Genomic DNA, 22,462 nt, shown 5'->3' with positions numbered 1-22,462 from the left:
GTCACCGGCACAGCAGCGCGGCCCACAGGTCGAGCCGGTCCCTGAGCCGGGACAGGTCACGTCCGGTCAGCCGTTCGATCCGTGCCACCCGGTAGTGCACGGTGTTGACGTGCAGGTGCAGCGCCTGTGCCGTACGCGCCCAGGAGCCGTCGCAGGCGAGGAAGGTCTCCAAGGTGCCGAGCAGGACGGCGACGGGCGGCCGCCCGGTCTCCAGCAGCGGCCCGAGGACCGCGTTCGCGTAGGCGGCGCGCACCTCGGCGGGCACGCCGGTGAGCAGGGTGTCGAGGCTGGTGAGGGCGCGGGCGTCGGCGAGGCGGGAGGCGCCCGGCGAGGTGGTCCGGGCCGAGGTGAGGGCATAGCGGGCCTGGGCCAGCGCACCGCCGAGCCCCTCGGGTCCCGCGGCGGGCGCGCCGGTGCCGCCGTGCAGCACCACCCCGGGCACGCAGTCGGCGACCAGCGACCACACCTCGTCCGCCCAGCCGCCCGGCGCCCCGGACACCACCGCGAAGGCGCACCCGTCCGGCAACCGCCCGACGGCCGCCGCCACCGTGGCACCGCCGGCCCCGGCAGCACTCGCAGCACCGGCACCATCGGCGACGGCGGTCGCGTGCCCCGCCAGCCCCGGCCTGCGCCCCGCACCGGCCCCCGCCACGGCACCGTCCGCACGCGGCGCCGCCACACCGCCGGCGCCGCTCGCACCACCCGCGACACCGGCGCCACCCGCCCCTGCCGCGTGACCCGCCAGCTCCGTCAACGCGCCCTCGGCGAGGAGCCCTTCGTCAGGGCCCGGCTGCCGCGTTCCGGCGTCCGCGACGAGCACCTCGTACGGCCCCGTCCCCGGCAGGCCGCACCGCCGCAGCGCCGCCTCCACCGTGCCGTCCTCGCACGCGTCCGGAGCGGCCAGCAGTGCGCCGAGTTCGTCCGCCGCGCGCAGCCCGGCCGAGGGGTGCCGGGCACGGGCCTCCTGACAGTGCGCCAGCACGGCGGCGACCTCGTGCACCATGCGCGGCGGGGCGCCGTCGGGGTCGGGCAGGTACAACAGCCAGCGCTCGTACGGCGAGACACCGGCGGCGTCGACGGAGGCGGTCATCCCGCTGCCGTCCGCGACGAGCGCCACCGCCTCGCGCGCGGGCACGGGCGGCGCACCCCCGGTGGCCGCGACCGTGCGGCCCGACGGCGTGAAGACGTACGCCGCGGCCCGGCCGAGGTGGGCGAAGGCCTCGGCGAGCACGGCGTCCGGCCCGGCCTCCTGGGCGAGCAGCCGGCTCAGCCGCACGCGCGCGTTCTCCGGCAGCGCCTGATGCCGGCTCAGCCCGCCCCACTGCCGCAGATAGACGGTGTCCGTGATCGCCCGGAACATGATGTGGGCCGGCACCCCGGCCACCGGCACGCCGTGGCGCACGCAGGCCTCGACGAGGTCGTCCGGCACGCTCCCGTGGGTCTCCTCCCCTGCGAGCAGGGCCGCGGCCCCCGCATCCTTCAGGGCCGAGACGAAACGCTCCGCCTTGCCGGAACCGCCGTCGGGCGACCACCACACCAGCCCGCTGAGCACCACTTCGCCGGGCCGTACGAACCGTGCCGGGTCCTCCAGGTCGGTGACGGTCACTCCGCTGATTTCGCGCCGCAGCAGGGCGTCCCGCGCCCACAACAGGCGCAGGCCGAGGGAGGGGTCCCCCAGGAGGTGTTCGACGTGCATGTGCTGGCTCCTCTTACGGCCGCCGGGGGCGAGCAAACCCCCCGGCCTCTCGCATTCACCAGGCAAGCGTGAGAGAAGGCATCGTAAATGCAAGGTTGCGGGAGCGGAATGCCTCTTGGTTGGTCCTCCAGTCCGGACCCCTGCGGAGTCGGTGTTTCCGTGCCCTGAACCAGTCGTTTCGGCCGGTTCCCGTTGGTTCACTTCCGGCCATGGACCTGAACACGGTGGCCGAGATACGAGACGCCAGGCGGCCCGCGCCCTGGCGGCCGGGGGACGCCTGGCTCGGCGGCGGGACGTACCTGTTCTCCGAACCCCAGCCGCATCTGCGGCGCCTGGTGGACCTGAGCGGCATGGGCTGGACGCCGGTGCAGCGGCACCCGGACGGCTCGCTGGAGATCGCCGCCACCTGCACCATCGCCCAGCTCTCGCGCCACGCCCGCGATCTGCTCGCCCCCGCGGCGCCCCTGTTCGAGCAGTGCTGCCGGGCGTTCCTCGCCTCGTTCAAGATCTGGAACATGGCCACGGTCGGCGGGAACCTGTGCAACGGTCTGCCGGCCGGCCCGATGATCTCCCTCACGGCAGCGCTCGACGGCACCTGTCTGCTGATCGCCCAGGACGGCTCCGGGCGCCGTGTGAGGGTCGCGGACTTCGTCGTCGGCGCGGGCCGCAAGGACCTCGCCGAGGGCGAGCTGCTGCGCTCGGTCACCCTGCCCGCCCGTGCCCTGGCCTGCCGTACGGCGTTCCGGCAGGCCTCCCTGTACGGCCTGGGCCGCTCCGGCGCCCTCGTCATCGGCACCCTCGACCCGGTCGACCACTCCCTCGCGGTCACCGTCACCGCCGCCACGGTCCGCCCGGTGCGGCTGTGGTTCCCGCTGCCCCCGGCGGCCGGGGCGCTGCGGACGGCGATCGAGGGGGCGGTCGCGGGCGGCGAGTGGTTCGACGACATCCATGGACTGCCCGAGTGGCGGCGGCACATGGCGCTGCGGCTGGCGGAGGAGATCCGCCGGGAACTGACGGAGGAGGAGCGGCGATGAGGGTCGAGGTCAACGGGCGGTCCCACCAGGAGGAGCCCCGCCCGGGCCAGTGTCTGCGCACCTATCTGCGCGAGCGGGGCTGGTTCGGGGTGAAGAAGGCCTGCGACGCGGGCGACTGCGGTGCCTGTACGGTCCACGTGGACGGCGAGCCGGTGCACAGCTGCCTCTATCCCGCCTTCCGCGCCGACGGCCACAAGGTCACCACGGTCGAGGGCCTGGCCTCGCCCGAGGGCGAACTCCATCCCGTGCAGCGCAAGTTCCTCGACGCCCAGGGCTTCCAGTGCGGCTTCTGCACGGCCGGCTTCCTGATGACCACGGCGGCCCTGAAGGAGGACCAACTCGCCGACCTGCCACGGGCGTTCAAGGGCAGCCTGTGCCGCTGCACCGGCTACCGGGCCATCGAGGACGCCGTGCGCGGGGTGAAGAACGTCGAGGCTCCGGCGCCCGGCGAGTCCGTCGGGCGCAGCCTGCCGGCCCCGGCCGGACCGCAGGTCGTCACCGGCACCGCCCGCTACACCTTCGACATCGACGTACCGGGCCTGCTGCACATGAAGCTGCTGCGCTCCCCGCACTCCCACGCCCGCATCCTCGCGATCGACACCTCCGCCGCCCTGCGCGTCCCCGGCGTCCACGCCGTGCTCACCCACCAGGACGCCCCAGAGCGGCACTTCTCCACCGCCCGCCACGAACACCCCGAGGAGGACCCGGACGACACCCGGGTCCTGGACGACACGGTCCGCTACATCGGCCAGCGCGTCGCCGCCGTCGTCGCCGACAGCGAGGCGGCGGCCGAGGAGGGCTGCCGGCGGATCGAGGTGGCGTACGAGGTGCTGCCCGCCGTCCTCGACCCGGAGGAGGCCATGCGGCCCGGCGCTCCGGTCGTCCACGACAAGGACGCGGCGACGGCCCGTATCTCGCGCCCCGAGGCCAACGTCGTCGGCGAGGCGCACGGCGAGATCGGCGATGTGACGGCCGGTTTCGCCGAGGCGGACGTCGTCTACGAGGAGGTCTTCCGCACCCAGCGGGTCCAGCACGCCAGCCTGGAGACGCACGGCGCGCTCGCCTGGTTCGACGAGGACGGCCGGCTCACCGTCCGCACCAGCTCCCAGACCCCGTTCCTCACCCGCCGCGCCCTGTGCGCGCTGTACGACCTGCCCGAGGACCAGGTCCGGGTGATGGCGGGCCGGGTCGGGGGCGGGTTCGGCGGCAAGCAGGAGATGCTGGTCGAGGACGTCGTGGCGCTCGCCGTACTGAAGCTGCGCCGTCCGGTGAAACTGGAGTACACACGCGCGGAACAGTTCTACGGCGCCACCACCCGGCACCCCTTCACGATCCGGGTGAAGGCGGGCGCCCGCCGCGACGGCACCCTCACCGCCCTGCAGTTGCGCGTCGTCGCGAACACCGGCGCCTACGGCAACCACGGCCCGGCCGTGATGTTCCACAGCGTCGGCGAGTCCATGGCGGTCTACCGGGCCCCGCACAAGAAGGTCGACGCCTACTCGGTGTACACGCACACCGTCCCGGCGGGCGCCTTCCGCGGCTACGGCCTCGGCCAGGTGCTGTTCGCGGTGGAGTCGGCGCTGGACGAGCTGGCCCGCCGACTGGACCTGGACCCGCTGGAGTTCAAGGCGCGCAACATCATCGGGCCGGACGAGCCGATGCTCACCCCGGGCGGCCACGAGGAGGACCTGCACATCGCGAGCTACGGCCTCGACCAGTGCGTGTCCGTCGTGCGCCGGGCCCAGGCGGAGCCCACCGGTCCGTCTCCGGCGGGCTGGCTGGTCGGCGAGGGCGCGGCCCTGGCGATGATCGCGACCGGCCCGCCCGGCGGCCACATCGCCGACGCCAGGGTCACCCTGCTGCCCGACGGCACCTTCGATCTGGCCGTCGGCACCGCCGAGTTCGGCAACGGCACCACGACCGTGCACAGACAGATCGCGGCCGGCGAACTGGCCACCACCGTCGACCGGATCACCATCCGCCAGTCCGACACCGACGTCGTACGGCACGACACCGGTGCCTTCGCCTCCACCGGCACCGTCGTCGCGGGCAAGGCCACCCTGCGCGCCGCCCGCGCCCTGGCCGACCAGCTGCTGGACTTCGCCGCCGCCCACCTCGGCGTGCCACGCGCGCACTGCCGGCTGGCGGAGGAGGCCGTGGTGCACACAGGCGGACGTCTGCTGCTGAAGGAGCTGTACGCGGCCGCCCGGGCCGTCGGCCTGGAGCCGGCCGCCGACGGGCACTTCGGCGGCACCCCGCGCTCGGTCGCCTTCAACGCGCACTGGTTCCGGGTGGCCGTCGACCCGGACACCGGCGAGATCCGCATCCTGCGCAGTGTGCACGCGGCCGACGCGGGCAAGGTGATGAACCCGATGCAGTGCCGGGGGCAGGTCGAGGGCGGGGTCGCCCAGGCGCTCGGCGCCACGCTCTTCGAGCAGGTTCTGCTGGACGAGCGGGGCGCCGTCGGCACGGCCGCGTTCCGCCGCTACCGGCTCCCGCAGTACGCCGAGGTGCCGCGCACCGAGGTGCACTTCATGGAGACGGCGGACGCGATCGGCCCGCTGGGCGCCAAGTCGATGAGCGAGAGCCCCTTCAATCCGGTCGCCCCGGCCCTCGCCAACGCGGTGCGGGACGCGACGGGCGTGCGGTTCACCGAGGTGCCGCTGCTGCGTGACCGGGTGTGGCGGGCGCTGCAGCGGCACAGCGATAGCCGCCGTCCACCCGGATCGCCGTGATCCCGCTGATGTGCCGGGCCCCGCACCGGTCCTGCGGCAGCACCAGCTGGGGACCGGCGGCGTCCAGCGGGGTGCCGTCGATGCTCACGCCGAGCAGGACGGGCGCGTCGGCGAAGTCCGGGTCGATCTCGGCCCAGGACAGCACCGCATGGTGGCCGTCGGTGCCGGCGACGGCGATGAGGAAGCGCAGCCGGTCCTTGCGCCGGGCAGGGTCGAAGCCGGGACCGGCGTCGGCGAGGACGTCGTACAGGCGCGGTCCGGTGAAGCGGTGGTGCTGGATGCCGCTGGTCGCGCACTCGAAGCTGACGTCGGCCCGGTGCTGCGGCCAGCGCAGCAGCTCCGGGACGGTCAGCCGGGCGGGCCGGGCCACATCGCCGGTCAGGGTGAGTTGCGCGAGCGTCATCTGCGACCACCTCCCGCAGGACGGTACCCCCCAGGGAGCACCGTACAAACGCACATGCAAGCTACAAGTCACAAGTTCGCAGCTCATGCGATGCGACAGGAGACTTACTGCTGGCAGATGCGGCATTATCATCGCCGCACGGCCGGTTCCCCCGGCCGTGACAGGGCGCGACACTTGTTCCACAGAACGCGAGGAGTAGAACCGTGATGACCCGTTCCGTGCGCCGGACCCGGCGGATGCTGCAGGTGGCCGGCGCGGGAGCCGCCGCCCTGCTGGCCCTCAGCGCCTGCTCCTCGTCCTCAGACTCCAAGTCCAAGGACACCTCGGCCTCTTCGGGGTCGTCGTCCTCGCCGAAGCTGTCGGGGAACGTGACCGTGTTCGCCGCCGCCTCCCTGAAGGAGAGCTTCACGGCCCTGGGCAAGGAGTTCGAGCAGCAGCACCCGGGCACCAAGGTCAACTTCAACTTCGGCGGCAGCGACACCCTCGCCGCGAGCATCACCGGCGGTGCCCCCGCGGACGTCTTCGCCGCCGCCAGCCCCAAGACGATGGCCATCGTGACGGGCAAGAAGGACGCGGTCGGCACCCCGGCCACCTTCGTCCGCAACCAGCTGGAGATCGCCACCCTGCCGGGCAACCCGGACAAGGTCTCCTCGCTGAAGGACCTCACCAAGTCCGGCCTGAAGGTCGTGCTGTGCGACAAGACCGTGCCGTGCGGCGCGGCCGCGCAGAAGGTCCTGGCCGCCAGTGGCCTCAAGCTCACCCCGGTCTCCTACGAGCAGGACGTCAAGTCCGCCCTGAACAAGGTGGAGCTGAAGGAGGCCGACGCCGCGGTCGTCTACAAGACGGACGTCCACGCCGCCGGCAGCAAGGTGGCGGGCGTGGAGTTCCCCGAGTCCGCCAAGGCGGTCAACGACTACCCGGTCGTCCTGCTGAAGAACGCGCCGAACGCCCAGGCCGCGCAGGCGTTCATCGCCCTCGTGCGGTCCGCCGAGGGCCAGAAGGTACTGAGCCAGGCCGGGTTCCTCAAGCCGTGACCTCGCTCGACAAGCCCGGCGCCGCGGCCGCACGGCCGCCGCGGCGCCGCCGCGTCGGCACGGAGGGCCGGCGCGGGGTGCCGTTGCCGCTGCTGCTGCCGGGCCTGGTGGCGCTGGCGTTCCTGCTGCTGCCGCTGCTCGCGCTGATCGTCCGCGCGCCCTGGCGCAGCCTGCCGGGCCGGCTCTCCAGCACCGAGGTGTGGCAGGCGCTGCAGCTGTCGCTGGTCAGCGCCACCGCGGCGACGGCCGTGAGCCTCGTCCTGGGCGTGCCGCTGGCCTGGCTGCTGGCCCGTGCGGACTTTCCCGGCCGGGGGTTCCTGCGGGCCCTGGTGACGCTGCCCCTGGTGCTGCCGCCGGTGGTCGGCGGTGTGGCGCTGCTGCTGGCCCTCGGCCGCAACGGGGTCGTCGGCAAGTGGCTGGACGCCTGGTTCGGGATCACGCTGCCGTTCACCACCGCCGGGGTCGTCGTCGCGGAGGCGTTCGTCGCGATGCCGTTCCTGGTCATCAGCGTCGAGGGCACGCTGCGCGCGGCCGACCCGCGCTACGAGGAGGCGGCGACCACGCTCGGTGCGTCCCGTTTCACCGCGTTCCGCCGCGTCACCCTCCCGCTGATCGCCCCCGGTATCGCGGCGGGCGCGGTCCTCGCCTGGGCCCGCGCGCTCGGCGAGTTCGGCGCGACGATCACCTTCGCGGGCAACTTCCCCGGCCGTACCCAGACGATGCCCCTCGCGGTCTACCTCGCGCTGCAGAACGATCCCGATGCCGCCATCTCCCTCAGCCTGGTCCTGCTCGCCGTGTCGATCGCGGTGCTGGCTGGGCTGCGGGACCGCTGGATGACGGGAGCCTGACCGTGGCAGCCACCCCGGAGCCTGTGCGAACGTACAGACCCATGACCGACATCGACGCCCCGGAAGCCGATCTGAAACAGGTGGGCGGCGAGGGGCTCGACGCCCGGCTCGTCGTCGACCGGGACTCCTTCCGGCTGGACGTGCGCCTCACGGCGGCCCCCGGAGACGTCGTCGCGCTGCTCGGTCCCAACGGCGCCGGCAAGACCACCGCCCTGCGCGCCCTGGCCGGTCTCGTCCCGCTCACCGACGGCCACCTGCGTCTGGACGGCGCCTCACTGGAGCACACTCCCCCGGAGTCCCGCCCGGTCGGTGTGGTCTTCCAGGACTATCTGCTCTTCCCGCATCTGTCCGCGCTGGACAACGTGGCCTTCGGGCCGCGCTGCCAGGGCGCGTCCAAGGCCGAGGCCCGGGAGCGGGCCGCCGCGTGGCTGGACCGGATGGGCCTGGCCGATCACGTGCACGCCAAACCCCGCCGCCTGTCCGGCGGACAGGCCCAGCGGGTGGCGCTCGCCCGGGCCCTGGCCACCCGCCCCCGGCTGCTGCTCCTGGACGAGCCGCTGGCCGCCCTGGACGCCCGTACCCGCCTGGAGGTCCGGGCCCGGCTCCGCCGCCACCTGACGGAGTTCGAGGCGGTCGCCGTCCTGGTCACGCACGACCCGCTGGACGCCATGGTGCTCGCGGACCGGCTGGTGGTCGTCGAACACGGCCGGGTCGTGCAGGAGGGCGCCCCCTCCGACATCGCCCGCCACCCGCGCACCGACTACATCGCCCGGCTCGTCGGCCTCAACCTCTACCAGGGGCAGGCGGACGGGCACGCGGTACGGCTCGACGCCGGGCCCTCGATCACGACCACGGAGGACCTGTCCGGACCGGTCTTCGTGGCGTTCCCGCCGAGCGCCGTCACCCTGTTCCGGGACCGGCCGACGGGGGCGAGCGCCCGGAACCTGTGGCGGTGCGAGGTCGAGGGCCTGGAGACGCACGGCGACCAGATCCGCGCCGACCTCACCGGCGAACTCCCGCTCGCCGCCGACCTCACCACGGTCGCCGCCGCCGAGCTGGAGCTGCACCCGGGCGCAGCTGTCTGGGCGACGGTCAAAGCCACGCAGACGCACGCATACCCGGCCTGAGCGGGCGGGCGCCGTACCGTGGGTGCCCATGACCCTGAGCATCCGCAATCAGCTCGCCGGCACCGTCACCGAGGTCCACCAGGGCGAGGCCATGGCCACCGTCAAGCTCCGACTGGACGGCGGTCAGCACCTCATGGCGGCCATCACCAAGGAGTCCGCCGAGGACCTGGCCCTCGCGCCGGGCTCGGCCGTGCGCGCCCTGGTGAAGTCGACCGAGGTCTCCCTCGCCACCAACCGGATCGCGGGCCTGTCGATCCGCAACCAGCTTCCGGGCGCGGTCACCGGCCTCACGACCGGCGCCGTCATGGCCTCCGTGAAGATCACCGTCGACGGCGGCCAACTGACCGCGGCCATCACCAAGGACGCGGTCACCGACCTCGGCCTCTTCGTGGGGTCCGACGTGGTCGCCCTGATCAAGGCGACCGAGGTGTCGCTGGCGACGGCCTGAGACCGTACGACGGAAGGGGCCCCGCCCAAAGATCCGGACGGGGCCCTGGGAGCGACCGTTCGCTCAGTCCTCGTAGGCGTCCAGCGGCGGGCAGGAGCACACCAGGTTGCGGTCGCCGAAGGCCTGGTCGATACGGCGGACCGGCGGCCAGTACTTGTCGGCGGCCGAGACACCGGCCGGGAAGACGGCCTCCTCACGGCTGTAGGCGTGCGCCCACTCGCCGCCGAGCGCGGCGGCGGTGTGCGGGGCGCCCCGCAGCGGGTTGTCCTCCGCGGGCCACTCGCCCGAGCCGACCTTCTCGATCTCCGCGCGGATGGCGATCATCGCGTCGCAGAACCGGTCCAGCTCGGTGAGGTCCTCCGACTCGGTCGGCTCGATCATCAGCGTGCCGGCCACCGGGAAGGACATGGTCGGCGCGTGGAAGCCGTAGTCGATCAGGCGCTTGGCCACGTCGTCCACGCTCACGCCGGTCGCCTTGGTCAGCGGGCGCAGGTCGATGATGCACTCGTGCGCGACCAGATTGCCCGGACCCGTGTAGAGCACCGGGTAGTGCGGCTCCAGGCGCTTGGCGACGTAGTTCGCCGACAGCACGGCCACCTGCGTGGCGCGCTTGAGGCCCTCACCGCCCATGAGACGGACGTACGCCCAGGAGATCGGCAGGATGCCCGCGGAACCCCAGGGGGCCGCCGAGACCGGGCCCACGCCCGTCTCCGGGCCCGCGGCGGGCTGCATCGGGTGGTTCGGCAGATACGGCGCGAGGTGCTCGCGGACCGCGACCGGGCCGACTCCGGGACCGCCGCCGCCGTGCGGGATGCAGAAGGTCTTGTGCAGGTTCAGGTGTGAGACGTCGCCGCCGAAGTGGCCCGGCTTGGCGAGACCGACCAGCGCGTTGAGGTTGGCGCCGTCGACGTACACCTGGCCGCCCGCCTCGTGCACCTGGGCGCAGATGCCGGCGACGTGCTCCTCGAAGACACCGTGCGTCGAGGGGTAGGTGATCATCAGGACCGCCAGCTCGTCGCGGTGCTGCTCGATCTTGGCGCGCAGGTCCTCGACGTCGATCTCGCCGTCCTCGGCGGTCTTGACGACGACGACCTTCATGCCGGCCATCACGGCGCTGGCCGCGTTGGTGCCGTGCGCGGAGGACGGGATGAGGCAGACGGTGCGCTGGTCGTCGCCGTTCGCGCGGTGGTAGCCGCGTACGGCGAGCAGACCGGCCAGCTCGCCCTGCGAACCGGCGTTGGGCTGGAGGGAGACCTTGTCGTAGCCGGTGACCTCGGCGAGACGCTCCTCCAGTTCGCGGATGAGCGTGAGGTAGCCCTCGGCCTGCTCGGCCGGGGCGAAGGGGTGCAGCTGGCCGAACTCGGGCCAGGTGACCGGCTCCATCTCGGTGGTCGCGTTGAGCTTCATGGTGCAGGAGCCCAGCGGGATCATGCCGCGGTCGAGGGCGTAGTCGCGGTCGGCCAGCCTGCGCAGGTAACGCAGCATCGCGGTCTCGGAGCGGTACTGGTGGAAGACCGGGTGGGTGAGGTAGGCGTCGGTGCGCAGCAGCGCCTCGGGCAGGGTGTCCGCGGCGCTCGCGTCCAGGGCCTCGATGTCGCCCTCGACGCCGAAGGCGGCGAAGACCGCGCCCAGCTGGGCCCGGTTGGTGGTCTCGTCGCAGGCGACGCAGACGTGGTCGGCGTCGGCCGGGTACAGGTTGACTCCGTTGTCCCGGGCGGCGGCGACGACCTCGGCGGCCCTGCCGGGCACGCGCGCGGTGACGGTGTCGAAGAAGGCACCGTGCACGATCTCGACACCGCCGGCCTTCAGGCCCTCGGCGAGGATCGTGGCGTACCGGTGCGTCCGCCGGGCGATCGTCTGCAGCCCCTCGGGCCCGTGGTAGACCGCGTACATGCCGGCCATCACGGCGAGCAGCACCTGCGCGGTGCAGATGTTGCTGGTGGCCTTCTCGCGGCGGATGTGCTGCTCACGGGTCTGCAGCGCGAGCCGGTAGGCCTTGTGCCCGTCGGCGTCGACGGAGACACCGACGAGGCGGCCGGGCAGGCTGCGCGCGAACTTCTCGTGCACGGCCATGTAGCCCGCGTGCGGACCGCCGAAGCCCATGGGCACGCCGAAGCGCTGGGTGGTGCCGACGGCGATGTCCGCGCCCAGCTCACCGGGCGGGGTCAGCAGGGTCAGCGCGAGCAGGTCGGCGGCGACGGTGACCAGGGCGCCCAGCTCGTGCGCCTGGTCGATGACGGGCTTGATGTCCCGTACGGCGCCGGAGGCGCCCGGGTACTGGATCAGCACGCCGTTGATCTCACGCGCGGCGATGCCGGCCGGGATGCCCTCGCTGAGGTCGGCGACGACGACCTCGACACCGGTCGGCTCGGCACGCGTCTCGATGACCGCGATGGTCTGCGGCAGCGCGTCCGCGTCGACCAGGAACAGGCCCTTCTTGTTCTTGCCCATGCGCCGGGACAGCGCCATCGCCTCGGCGGCCGCAGTGCCCTCGTCGAGCAGGGAGGCGCCGGAGGTGGGCAGACCGGTCAGCTCGGCGACCATCGTCTGGAAGTTCAGCAGAGCCTCGAGCCGGCCCTGGGAGATCTCCGGCTGGTACGGCGTGTAGGCCGTGTACCAGGCCGGGTTCTCCATGACGTTGCGCAGGATGACCGGCGGCGTGAACGTCCCGTAGTACCCGAGCCCGATCATCGAGCCGAGGACCTGGTTGCGGTCGGCGAGCGAGCGCAGTTCGGCGAGCACCTCGGCCTCGGTGCGGGCGCCCGGGAGGTCGAGGGCGTCGGCGTTCTTGATCACGTCCGGGACGGCGGCGGCGGTCAGGTCGTCCAGCGAGCCGTAGCCGACCTGCGCGAGCATCTTGGCCCGCGCCTCCTGGTCGGGCCCTATGTGGCGCTGCTCGAAGGGGATGCCCGCCTCGAGGTCGGAGAGCGGAATGCGTTGGGCGGTCATTGCGGAGGCCTCCTGGTCTGACGCGACCTTCGAGGGGCACCACGGCGCGGGTACCCCGACGGCCTCCCCCTCTGTCATCTCAACCTGAGAGCTTCACCGGGACGTGTCCCGGCTTTCACCGTCGGTGAGAGCGGAAGCCGTCGACATCCGCCCTGCTTTCCAGAGTGACCTCGTCCGTGCGGTACGTGAGCCTGAGAGATTCCGGGGAGGATTTGCTCCTTCGGCGCCTCCGAGGTGGTCGGAGGACTCTCCCGCACGGGTTCAGCAGCCGAAGTCAGACTACCAGCGAGGTCAACGCCCGAGCCCTCGAGTGGCCGCCTCCGTGAATGTGCTCTTTTGTAGTGCTTACGGATGAGTTGCGACCACGTGGAGGGAGAGGGACCGTGCAGACCGACATCGATCCGCGCAACCTGATCGGCCGCAAGGCGTTCGACCGCAACGGCACCAAGATCGGCACCGTCGACGAGGTGTACCTGGACGACGCGACCGGTGTGCCCGAGTGGGCGGCCATACGCACCGGCCTGTTCTCCCGCGACGCGTTCGTCCCTCTGGAGCCGAGCGAACTCGTCGAGGGCACCCTCCACGTCCCCTTCGACCGCGCCCTCATCAAGGACGCCCCGGACTTCGGCGTGGGCCGCCATCTCTCCCCCCAGCAGGAACTCCAGCTCTACCACCACTACGGCCTCGACACGGCCGCACCACCGTCGGTCCCGGACCACGACTTCGGCAAGCTGGCGGGGTCGGAGGAGTCCTGAGCCTCGAGCGGAACCCGGGTTTCCGCCAGGACCAACGGCAACGGCTCGGCCGGCTCCAGCGCGGGATCGTCGACAGAGAACGTCCGCACCCGCCCCGGAGGGGACTGCGGCGTCTCGAACCGCACCGTGACCCGCCCCAGCCCGCTCCCCTGCACCCAGCCGGGGCCGTACTCGGCGTGCCGTACGTCCTGTCCCGCGCGCCAGTGCCGTTCGACGGGCTCCGGCCGCTCCGGGGCGGCCTCGGCCACGGGCTCCTCCGGCGCCTGTGCCGCCCGCGAGGGCATGGCCTGCGCGAACAGGTCCTCCTGCGTGTAGTCGGCGAGCCCGGAGACGCCCACACCGAGCAGCCGCACCCCACCCGTGGTGTCCACGGAGTCCAGCAGCCGCGCGGCCGCCTCACGGACCACCGCAGGATCGTCCGTGGGCCCTCTGAGCGTCTCGGAGCGGGTCAGGGTCGAGAAGTCGTACCGCCGCACCTTCAGCACGATGGTCCGCCCGGACAGCCCCGCCCCGCGCAGCCGCCCCACGCACCGGTCGGCGAGTCGCTGCACCTCCAGTGCGATGCGCAGCCGGTCGTGGATGTCCACGTCGTAGGTGTCCTCGACCGACACCGACTTCGCCTCGCGCTCGGCCACCACCGGCCGCTCGTCCTGGGCCAGCGCCATGGCGTACAGCGCGTGCCCGTGCGCCTTGCCGAGCAGCCGTACCAGCTCGTCCTCACCCGCCTCGGCCAGTTCCTCGACCGTGGTGATCCCGGCCCTGCGCAGATGGTCGCCGGTGGCCGGGCCGACCCCGGGCAGGGTCCGCACCGGCATCGGCCCCAGCAGCGCCCGCTCGGAGCCCGGCTCGATGATGACCAGGCCGTCGGGCTTGGCCTGCTCGGAGGCGATCTTCGCGAGCATCTTGGAGGCGGCGAGCCCCACCGACCCGGTGAGCCCCGTGACCGCCCGGATGTCCGCACGCAGCTTGATCCCGGCGAGCCGCGCCGACTCCTCGTCCCAGGCCGTCCCGCCGGCCTCCAGGTCCACGAACGCCTCGTCCAGGCTGAGCGGCTCCACCAGCGGCGACAGCTCCCGCAGCAGGGCCATCACCTGCTCGCTGACCGCCCGGTACAGCCCGAAGCGCGGCACCAGGTACGCGGCGTTGGGTGCCAGCCGGCGGGCCTGGCCCACGGGCATCGCCGAATGCACCCCGAAGACCCGCGCCTCGTACGACGCGGTGGCCACCACCCCGCGCGGTCCGAGCCCGCCCACGACGACCGCCTTGCCGCGAAGGCTCGGCTTGGATGCCTGCTCCACCGAGGCGTAGAAGGCATCCATGTCGAGATGCAGGATGGTCGGCGCGTGTCTCACACCTCCGATGCTGCACCACGGCACTGACAATGCCCTGGAGCGGGAGAGCGGCCGGCGGTCAGACCGCCCGGTTGCGGCGGCGGGCCAGCTCGTCCGCGGGGTTGTGCCCGACGAGGGTCTCGCCCGTGTCGACGCGTTCGCCGTGCAGCTGGGAGAGCGCGCTTTCCACGTCCCGCCACACCACGCCGACGGCGATCCCGAAGATGCCCTGACCGCCCTGGAGCAGGGCGTGGACCTCGTCCGGGGACGTGCACTCGTAGACCGTGGCGCCGTCGCTCATCAGGGTCATCCGCTCCAGATCGCGGAAACCGCGTTCCCTGAGGTGCTGGACGGTCGTGCGGATGTTCTGCAGCGAGACCCCGGTGTCCAGGAACCGCTTCACGATCTTCAGGACGACCACGTCCCGGAAGCTGTACAGCCGCTGGGTGCCCGACCCGTAGGCGGGCCGCACGCTCGGCTCGACCAGGCCGGTGCGCGCCCAGTAGTCGAGCTGCCGGTAGGTGATGCCCGCGGCCGCGCAGGCCGTGGGACCGCGGTAGCCGATCTCTTCGGATGCCATGGACGCCGCCCCTCCGCCGTTCGGCACCACCGTCGGCCGCTGAGGAGCGTGGTCGACCGCGCTGTTCGGTTGGGGGTAACCCCCGTTCGAACGCAGCTGAGGGCCAGGGGGAGCGTACGGACCGCTCTCCCCGAACCCGCGTCCGGGGGCACCCCCAGCCGTACCGTCGCCGCTCGTTCTCACGCCGACCTCCGTCCTTGACCTGCCTTCTCGACGGTAGGCAGTCACCAGGGGTGCGTCAACGATCGCCACACTCGGCACGCCGAGTGATAATCACCCTAGGAGTGGTTTCCCGTGCCCCACCGCGGGGAAAGGCTAGCCGAATGCACTCGCGGGGGGCCGTAGGACGCCCTCAATGGCCGCTGGCACATGCCCGGCCCCACCGCCCGCACGAGGCCGCGAGAGCCCTCGCTCACCGGCCGCGCGCCGTGGCCGGCCGGTCGTGATCACTGGCTGCTGGTGCCGAAGTCCTCGGGCGAGATCTGGTCGAGGAACTCGCGGAACTTCTCGACCTCGTCCTCCTGCTCGTCCGGAATCGCGATGCCCGCGTCGTCCAGCACCGTGTCACTGCCGTAGATCGGCGTTCCGGTGCGCAGGGCCAGCGCTATGGCGTCGGAGGGACGGGCGCTGACCTCGACCCCGCTGGCGAACACCAGCTCCGCGTAGAAGACGCCCTCCCGCAGATCGGTGATGCGTACTTCGGTCAGCTCCTGGCCGACCGCCTCCAGCACGTCCTTGAACAGGTCGTGCGTCAGCGGCCGGGCGGGGGCCATACCCTGCTGGGCGAAAGCGATCGCCGTCGCCTCCCCCGGCCCGATCCAGATGGGGAGGTAACGGTCGCCCCCCACTTCGCGCAGGAGCACGATCGGTTGGTTGGAGGGCATTTCGACCCGGACACCTACGACATCGAGCTCGTTCACACAGCAACCCTAGGCCGTGCCCGGGACGTTTGGGTAGTCGGGCCGGGAACAGGTGCCCGATCCGGACCCCGGCTGTCAGGGCAGCCGCACCCCGAGAGCCGTCTTCACGAGGGCCGCGTGCAGCTTCACCGTGAGCGTCGCCAGCTCCTTCGTACGGGCCTCGGCCAGCGCCCTGGTCTGCGGGTTGCGGTGGCGCTTGAGCGGGGCCACCACCTGCTCGACCAGTCCGGCCTCGCGGTCGGCGGCGGCCTTCATCACCCGAAGGTGGCGCGGCTCGATCCCGAACCGGCCCAGTTCTGCGATGAGCGCGGCCACGGTGACCGCCTCGGCGTCGTACGCCCCGTCCGCCAGGGGAACGACGAGTCCGTACGACTCCCACTCCTTCAGCTCGCCCTCGTCGACGTCCGCCGCCGCCAGCAGCTCGGACCTGCCGACCCTGGCGACCGTGGGCGCCGCCGGCGGCTCCCGAAGATCCTCATGGGTGCGCTGACGCCCGACGACGGGCAGCTGGACGGCCTCTCCCCGCGCCATGGCGTCCAGGTGCTCACGGATCACCTTGAGCGGCAGATAGTGGTCCCGCTGCATCCTCAGCACGTGCGCCAGGCGCTCGACGTCCCCGGCGCTGAACTTCCGGTACCCCGAAGGGGTCCGCTGCGGCTCGATGAGCCCCTCCGACTCCAGGAAACGGATCTTGGAGATGGTGACTTCGGGGAACTCGTCGCGCAGCGCGTTCAGCACCGCGCCGATGCTCATCAGCCCACTGTCCCTGGCGGCGGTACCGCTTCCGGCACCGCCACTCGGTGTTTGAAGCATGGACCTTCCCTGGGGTCCCCCCGGACACCGGTCCGGGGGCGGGTCAGATGCCCTGCCGGCTCGCGTAGAACACCAGCCGGTACTTGCCGATCTGCACCTCGTCGCCGTTGTGCAGGGCGACCTGGTCGATCGGCTCGCGGTTGACGTACGTGCCGTTCAGGCTGCCCACGTCGGCGACGGTGAACGAGCCGTCCGGGGAGCGGCGGAACTCCACATGGCGACGCGAGACCGTCACGTCGTCGAGGAAGATGTCGCTCTGCGGATGCCGGCCGGCCGTCGTCAGGTCGGCGTCCAGCAGGAAACGGCTGCCGGAGTTCGGCCCACGGCGCACCACCAGCAGGGCTGAGCCCATCGGCAGCGCGTCGACCGCGGCCTGCGCCTCGGGCGACAGCATCGGCACCTGGGTCTGGCCGGTCACCTCGGCGTCGTAGGCCTCGAGACCGGAGATCGAGATCGTGGACGTCGTCTCGGAGGCACGCTCCGGCGCCACTCCGGGGCGCAGCGGCGCACCGCAATTGGAACAGAAGCGGGCGTTCTGCGCGTTGCGGTTACCGCACCTCGTACACACCAGGACCGACATGGACGGATCCTCCTGCCGCGGCTGCCCCGCGGGGGCGTTGGACGCGTACGGGCCGGAGGCAAACCCTCCACCCGCACCTGAGGTTGACGGTTGTCCGAAACCTATGCCGCCGGACTGGGCAGGGTCAACCGACGCCCCGCCCTGACCTCCGGAAATGTCACCGCCCGGACCACCGACCTGGTCCCGGAACAGCGGGCGCTGGCCCTCCGCGTCGGGCTGGGCGCGATGACGGGCGGTCGCGTTGTCGCTGCCCTCACGCGCGCTCTTGCCGAACAACTTCGCAAACAACTTCACGGGCGATTCCCCTTGACCGAAACAGACCCGCCCGTGGGGCAGGACGAACCCTGATTGCCTTCACCGACCGAGCCGGACATTCTCACAACGTCCGTATCCACCAGACAGTTTCCACCACGCACCACGCCTTCGGTGCGCCGACCCCCCGCAACCTCATGCCCCTGCCGGACGTCCCCCATGCACCACCGGTTCACTGGGAGGACGACCGAGCGTAGTCAGGCCGCTTCGCCTGTCGCAAGGCGCCCACGACGATCTTGCCCGAGCGCTCCACCGTCACCGTGGCCTGCTCCTTCTCCAGGGTCTGCACCACTCCTCCCGGGATGTTCAGCGCCGGCTCCAGATCCTCCGGCTTGCCGATGACCTGGAAACGATAGGGAGCGTTGATCTTGTTCCCGTCGACGCTCACGCCGTTGCCGGAATCCGAGAAGTAGGTGTTCGCGACCACCCGCACCCCGTTGAGCTGGATCGCCTCGGCCCCCGCCGCGCGCAGCTCCTGGATCGCGTCGAGCAGCATGTCCGCCTTGACCGTCCCCTTCGTGTCCCCGACCGTCATCGTGATGCCGGGACCCTGCGCCGCCACGGTGCCCGCCAGAATGCCGAGTTGCCTCTCCTTCTCGGCCGTCTGCTTGCGGGCCTCCGCCGCCTGGTCGGAGCTGCTCTGCAGTTCCGACCGCTGCTTCTCGAGTCCCTGCTTCTCGTCCTCAAGACGCTGAGTACGCGAATCCAGTTCATCGAGGATGCGCACAAGATCTTCTTGCCGTGCGCCGCGCAGCGCGCTGTCGGTGTCACTGTTGGAGGCCACCTGCACGGCCAGCCCGAAGCCGAGGCCGAACAGGAGCAGCGCGACGATCAGTTGGGCACGGGTGAACCGCGGCGGCCACAGACCCTTGACCAGCCGCTGCCGTCCGGTCAGCGCTTGTGCCGGCTTCTCGCCGGGCGTCTCCCGGGGCTCGGGACCCACGGGCGGCACCTCGGCCGGCAACTCCTTGCGCAGCCTGTTCTCCGGCTGCTCGTTCTGCTCGCTCATCGACGTCACGCCCGGAACACATGACGCCGGATCGCCGCGGCGTTGGAGAAGATCCGGATACCCAGGACCACCACGACACCCGTGGACAGCTGCGCACCCACACCCAACTTGTCGCCCAGGAACACGATCAGGGCGGCGACGACCACGTTCGACAGGAACGACACCACGAAGACCTTGTCGTCGAAGATCCCGTCGAGCATGGCCCGCACACCGCCGAACACGGCGTCCAGCGCCGCGACGACGGCGATCGGCAGATAAGGCTCGACGACCGCCGGAACCTCGGGCCGGACCAACAGGCCGGCCACGACTCCTACGACGAGGCCCAGTACGGCGATCACGATGTGCCCTTCTCAGTCTTCTCGGTGCCCGGCTGTGCGGTACGGACGATCACACTCGGTGCGGCGGGCAACCGGACGTCGCCCTCGGTGGAAATGGTGGCGCGGATGCCGAAGTTGTCTTCCAGAGCATGCAGATACAGCCCGTCCGCGCTGTTCTGGAACGCGGTGCTCAGCTTCGCCCCGTTCCCCACCGCCAGCACCGTGTACGGCGGCACCAGCGGCCTGTTGTCGACCAGTATCGCGTCGCCCGCGGCTCTGATCGCGGACAGCGCCGTCAGCCGCTGACCGTTGATGGAGACTGCCTCGGCCCCGGAGGCCCACAGCCCGTTGACCACGCGCTGCATGTCGCGGTCCCGTACCCGGCCGCTGTCGGAGAAGCCCGAGGTCTCCCGCGGATTGGTCCCGTCACCGCCGGTGCTGGCCTCCTTGGCGTCGTTCACGACGAGCTTGACGCCCGGCCCGTGCACGTCGGTGGCGCCTGCCAGGATGCCCACCAGATCGGCCTGCCCGCTGCCGCCGCTCGACTTCAGCGCGGCCCGCTGGCGCGCGCCGACGTCGTCACGCAGCTTGTCGACGGTGCCTTCCAGCTTGTCCGCGCTCGCCGTCTCGCTGTCGACGCGGTCGATCAGCTCCTGACGCTCCTTGGCCACCACGGGTGCGGCCACGCGCGCCTGTGCCGCGCCGAGGGTGACGACCAGCGCCGCGAGGACCAGCCCGCCCGCCAGGCCCAGCTTCGCCCTCAGCGTCTTGGGCAGCCCACCCTCGTCCTGGGACTTCTTCCGGGCGGCGGCCTCGGCGTACCCGTCGTCGAGGCTGTGATCCATGACGTTGGTGATCAACGACATGGAGGCGTCCGGGCGCTGCGGCCGCGAAGGGCTGCTCCGAACGGGGGGTTGCTGCGGCATGCCGCACATCGTCGCATGTCGTGGGCCGTACCTCCGAATGGCCCCACCGACGTGCCGGACAGGGCCCCCTTGGGGACACTTGTCCGGCACGCACGCGTACGTGGGTCCATCCCATCGGTGCTGTGCGGTCCGCTACCGCCCGGCGCTGTCCACGACGGCCGACCACTCGTCCAGCAGAACCTGCGCGGAGGCGTCGTCGGGTCCCTCGGCCCACAGATGAGTGACCGCCTCGGCCGGGTCGGGCAGCACCATCACCCAGCGCCCGTCCGTCTCGACGACACGCACGCCGTCGGTCGTGTCGACAAAGCGATCCCCTGCGGCCTCGACCACCCGCCGCATGACCAGACCCTTGACGGCCCATGGTGTGGCCAGGTCCCGCTTGAGGACATGCGCCCGCGGGATCCGCGCGTCGATCTGGCTGAGCGTGAGCTGCGTCCTGGCCACGAGCCCGATCAGCCGTACGAAGGCCGCCGTACCGTCGTAGACGCCGCTGAACTCGGGGACGATGAAGCCGCCCTTGCCGTCACCACCGAAGATGGTCCCTTCCTCGCGCCCCACGCGCGTGAGGTCGTCGGGCGAGGTGGTGGTCCACTCGACCTGTGTGCCGTGATAGGCGGCCACCTGCTCGGCGATCCGCGTCGTGGTCACGGGCAGCGCCACGCGCCCGCTGCGCCGCTCCGCGGCCACCAGGTCGAGCATCACCAGCAACGCCCGGTCGTCCTCGATGATCCGGCCCTTCTCGTCCACGAGCGACAGCCGCTCGCCGACCGGGTCGAACCGCACGCCGAAGGCGGCGCCCGAGGAAGCCACTATCTCGCCCAGCCGCACCAGTCCGTTGCGCCGCACCTCGGCCGTCTCCGTGGGCCGGGACTCGTCCAGACCGGGGTTGATGGTCAGCGAGTCCACGCCGAGCTTGCCGAGCAGGCTGGGCAGTACCAGCCCGGCGCTGCCGTTGGCGGCGTCCACGACGACCTTCAGGCCGGACTCGGCGATCCCGGTGGTGTCGACGTTGCGCAGCACCGTGCCCGTGTACGAGTCGAAGACGCTGGCCGGGAAGTACAGGTCGCCGATCTCGCCGGGGAACGCCCGCCGGTACTCCTGCCTGGCGAACACCCGGTCCAGCTTGCGCTGCCCGCCCTGCGACAGGTCGGCGCCCTGCCCGTCGAAGAACATGATGTCGACCGAGTCCGGGACACCGGGCGAGGTCCGGATCATGATGCCGCCGGCACTGCCGCGCGCGGTCTGCTGCCGGGCCACGGGCAGCGGCACGTTCTCCAGGTCGCGTACGTCGATGGCGCTGGCCTGCAACGCGGAGATGACCGCCCGCTTCAGCGCACGGGCACCGCGGGAGTGGTCGCGGGCGGTGGTGACGGTGGAGCCCTTCTTCAGGGTGGTCGCGTAGGCCCCGGCGAGCCGCACCGCCAGCTCGGGGGTGATCTCGACGTTCAGGATGCCGGACACGCCACGGGCGCCGAACAGCTGGGCTTGGCCTCTGGACTCCCAGATGACCGAGGTGTTGACGAACGCGCCGGCCTCGATGGTCTTGAACGGGTAGACGCGGACGTTGCCCTGAACGATCGATTCCTCACCGATCAGGCACTCGTCACCGATGACCGCGCCGTCCTCGATACGGGCGGCACGCATGATGTCGGTGTTCTTCCCGACGACACAGCCCCGCAGATTACTGTGCTGGCCGACGTACACGTTGTCGTGCACGACGGCCTTGTGCAGAAAGGCACCGCTCTTCACGACGACATTCGATCCGACGACGGTGTGCTCACGGATCTCCGCGCCGGCTTCCACCTTCGCGTAGTCGCCGATGTACAGCGGCCCGCGCAGCACGGCGTCGGGATGCACCTCGGCGCCTTCCGCCACCCACACTCCGGGTGAGATCTCGAACCCGTCGATGTCGACGCTGACCATGCCCTCGAGCACATCCGCCTGGGCCTTCACATAGCTCTCGTGCGTGCCGACGTCCTCCCAGTAGCCTTCGGCGACATAGCCGTAAATCGGCTTGCCTTCCTTCATCAACTGCGGAAAGACGTCTCCGGACCAGTCGACCGGAACATCGGGTTCGACATAGCCGAAGACCTCGGGCTCCATGACGTAGATGCCCGTGTTGACCGTGTCGGAGAAGACCTGACCCCAGGTCGGCTTCTCCAGGAATCGTTCGACCTTGCCTTCTTCGTCGACGATGGTGATGCCGAACTCCAGCGGATTGGGCACCCGGGTCAGACAGACCGTGACCAGTGCACCCTTCTCCTTGTGGAAATTGATCAGCTCGGTGAGGTCGAAGTCGGTCAGGGCATCACCGGAGATGACCAGGAAAGCGTCGTCCTTCAACGCCTCTTCGGCGTTCTTGACGCTTCCGGCGGTACCGAGTGGCTTCTCCTCATTGGCATAGGTGAGTTCCATTCCGAGTTCTTCACCGTCGCCGAAGTAGTTCTTGACGAGCGATGCCAGGAACTGCACGGTGACTACGGTCTCGGTGAGCCCGTGCCTTTTGAGCAGCCGTAGCACGTGCTCCATGATCGGGCGATTGGCCACGGGCAGGAGCGGCTTGGGCATGCTAGAGGTCATGGGGCGCAGGCGAGTGCCTTCGCCCCCGGCCATCACGACGGCCTTCATGTCGGAAGCGTCCTCCT

General features: G+C 71.4%; 19 protein-coding genes and 1 riboswitch. Of the genes, 7 read left to right on the top strand and 12 right to left on the bottom strand.

Translation table 11 applies throughout. The annotated features are described in order from the left end of the window. Nucleotide 1: 1 nt before the first annotated feature. Complete coding sequence (locus A6P39_RS34230; RefSeq protein WP_275883931.1) at nt 2-1,696, bottom strand: helix-turn-helix domain-containing protein; 1,695 nt, start codon at nt 1,694-1,696, stop codon at nt 2-4. Between the two features lie 209 nt (nt 1,697-1,905). Between A6P39_RS34230 and A6P39_RS34225 the strand changes: the two genes are divergently transcribed. Continuing rightward, a complete protein-coding gene (locus A6P39_RS34225; RefSeq protein WP_067049932.1) occupies nt 1,906-2,730 on the top strand; it encodes an FAD binding domain-containing protein in 825 nt (274 codons plus the stop codon). Then, nucleotides 2,727-5,465: a molybdopterin-dependent oxidoreductase gene (locus A6P39_RS34220; protein ID WP_067049929.1), complete on the top strand. Its 2,739-nt coding sequence runs from the start codon at nt 2,727-2,729 to the stop codon at nt 5,463-5,465. Before A6P39_RS34225 ends, A6P39_RS34220 begins: the two co-directional genes overlap by 4 nt. On the opposite strand, the gene A6P39_RS34215 is transcribed toward A6P39_RS34220, so the two are convergent. Beyond that, nucleotides 5,380-5,868 carry a molybdopterin-dependent oxidoreductase gene (locus tag A6P39_RS34215; RefSeq protein ID WP_067049926.1) on the bottom strand — a complete coding sequence of 163 codons (489 nt, stop codon included), beginning with the start codon at nt 5,866-5,868 and terminating at the stop codon, nt 5,380-5,382. The two genes, A6P39_RS34220 and A6P39_RS34215, sit on opposite strands and share 86 nt — an antisense overlap. A gap of 206 nt (nt 5,869-6,074) precedes the next feature. Between A6P39_RS34215 and modA the strand changes: the two genes are divergently transcribed. From modA to A6P39_RS34195, 4 genes are read left to right on the top strand one after another with little or no spacing between them, the layout of a single operon-like run. Next, entirely contained in the window at nt 6,075-6,902 is an 828-nt protein-coding gene (modA, locus tag A6P39_RS34210; protein ID WP_067049924.1) for a molybdate ABC transporter substrate-binding protein, read from the top strand. Beyond that, nucleotides 6,899-7,750, top strand: a complete 852-nt coding sequence (modB, locus tag A6P39_RS34205) for a molybdate ABC transporter permease subunit (protein WP_275883930.1) — start codon at nt 6,899-6,901, stop codon at nt 7,748-7,750. The genes modA and modB overlap by 4 nt, the downstream gene beginning before the upstream one ends. Nucleotides 7,751-7,791: 41 nt before the next feature. Continuing rightward, complete coding sequence (locus A6P39_RS34200) at nt 7,792-8,877, top strand: ABC transporter ATP-binding protein (protein ID WP_067049918.1); 1,086 nt, start codon at nt 7,792-7,794, stop codon at nt 8,875-8,877. Nucleotides 8,878-8,905: 28 nt separating this feature from the next. Continuing rightward, nucleotides 8,906-9,325, top strand: coding sequence for a TOBE domain-containing protein (locus A6P39_RS34195; RefSeq protein WP_067049915.1), 420 nt, complete (start codon nt 8,906-8,908; stop codon nt 9,323-9,325). A 63-nt stretch (nt 9,326-9,388) separates the two neighbouring features. Here the strand turns inward: A6P39_RS34195 and gcvP are convergent, their stop codons facing one another. Beyond that, complete coding sequence (gcvP, locus tag A6P39_RS34190; RefSeq protein WP_067049912.1) at nt 9,389-12,274, bottom strand: aminomethyl-transferring glycine dehydrogenase; 2,886 nt, start codon at nt 12,272-12,274, stop codon at nt 9,389-9,391. A 169-nt stretch (nt 12,275-12,443) separates the two neighbouring features. Further along, a riboswitch (glycine riboswitch) is annotated at nt 12,444-12,538 on the bottom strand. A gap of 119 nt (nt 12,539-12,657) precedes the next feature. Between gcvP and A6P39_RS34185 the strand changes: the two genes are divergently transcribed. After that, complete coding sequence (locus tag A6P39_RS34185; protein ID WP_067049909.1) at nt 12,658-13,029, top strand: PRC-barrel domain-containing protein; 372 nt, start codon at nt 12,658-12,660, stop codon at nt 13,027-13,029. Here A6P39_RS34185 and A6P39_RS34180 read toward each other — a convergent pair. From A6P39_RS34180 to A6P39_RS34140, 9 genes are all read right to left on the bottom strand, one after another. Continuing rightward, nucleotides 12,951-14,381: a DNA polymerase IV gene (locus A6P39_RS34180; RefSeq protein WP_067049905.1), complete on the bottom strand. Its 1,431-nt coding sequence runs from the start codon at nt 14,379-14,381 to the stop codon at nt 12,951-12,953. The genes A6P39_RS34185 and A6P39_RS34180 overlap by 79 nt on opposite strands. A gap of 58 nt (nt 14,382-14,439) precedes the next feature. Beyond that, on the bottom strand, nt 14,440-15,123 hold the full coding sequence (locus A6P39_RS34175; protein WP_107304419.1) for a MerR family transcriptional regulator: 684 nt from the start codon (nt 15,121-15,123) through the stop codon (nt 14,440-14,442). A 263-nt stretch (nt 15,124-15,386) separates the two neighbouring features. Continuing rightward, nucleotides 15,387-15,860 carry a bifunctional nuclease family protein gene (locus A6P39_RS34170; RefSeq protein WP_026253112.1) on the bottom strand — a complete coding sequence of 158 codons (474 nt, stop codon included), beginning with the start codon at nt 15,858-15,860 and terminating at the stop codon, nt 15,387-15,389. Nucleotides 15,861-15,935: 75 nt separating this feature from the next. Beyond that, nucleotides 15,936-16,673 (bottom strand): transcriptional regulator FtsR, encoded by a 738-nt coding sequence (ftsR, locus tag A6P39_RS34165; protein ID WP_067049899.1) that lies wholly within the window; start codon nt 16,671-16,673, stop codon nt 15,936-15,938. A gap of 43 nt (nt 16,674-16,716) precedes the next feature. Continuing rightward, nucleotides 16,717-17,253 (bottom strand): FHA domain-containing protein, encoded by a 537-nt coding sequence (locus A6P39_RS45600; protein ID WP_067049896.1) that lies wholly within the window; start codon nt 17,251-17,253, stop codon nt 16,717-16,719. Between the two features lie 484 nt (nt 17,254-17,737). Further along, a complete protein-coding gene (locus A6P39_RS34155; RefSeq protein WP_067049935.1) occupies nt 17,738-18,574 on the bottom strand; it encodes a DUF881 domain-containing protein in 837 nt (278 codons plus the stop codon). Between the two features lie 5 nt (nt 18,575-18,579). Continuing rightward, nucleotides 18,580-18,912 (bottom strand): small basic family protein, encoded by a 333-nt coding sequence (locus tag A6P39_RS34150; RefSeq protein ID WP_031174261.1) that lies wholly within the window; start codon nt 18,910-18,912, stop codon nt 18,580-18,582. Then, nucleotides 18,909-19,826, bottom strand: a complete 918-nt coding sequence (locus A6P39_RS34145; protein WP_107304418.1) for a DUF881 domain-containing protein — start codon at nt 19,824-19,826, stop codon at nt 18,909-18,911. Before A6P39_RS34145 ends, A6P39_RS34150 begins: the two co-directional genes overlap by 4 nt. 123 nt (nt 19,827-19,949) lie before the next feature. Continuing rightward, nucleotides 19,950-22,445 carry a mannose-1-phosphate guanyltransferase gene (locus A6P39_RS34140; protein ID WP_067049891.1) on the bottom strand — a complete coding sequence of 832 codons (2,496 nt, stop codon included), beginning with the start codon at nt 22,443-22,445 and terminating at the stop codon, nt 19,950-19,952. Nucleotides 22,446-22,462: the final 17 nt, after the last annotated feature.

Source organism: Streptomyces sp. FXJ1.172, assembly GCF_001636945.3.
Taxonomy (GTDB): Bacteria; Actinomycetota; Actinomycetes; order Streptomycetales; family Streptomycetaceae; genus Streptomyces.
The sequence above is the reverse complement of the archived record's forward strand: the minus strand, read 5'-3'. Positions and strand labels throughout refer to the sequence as shown.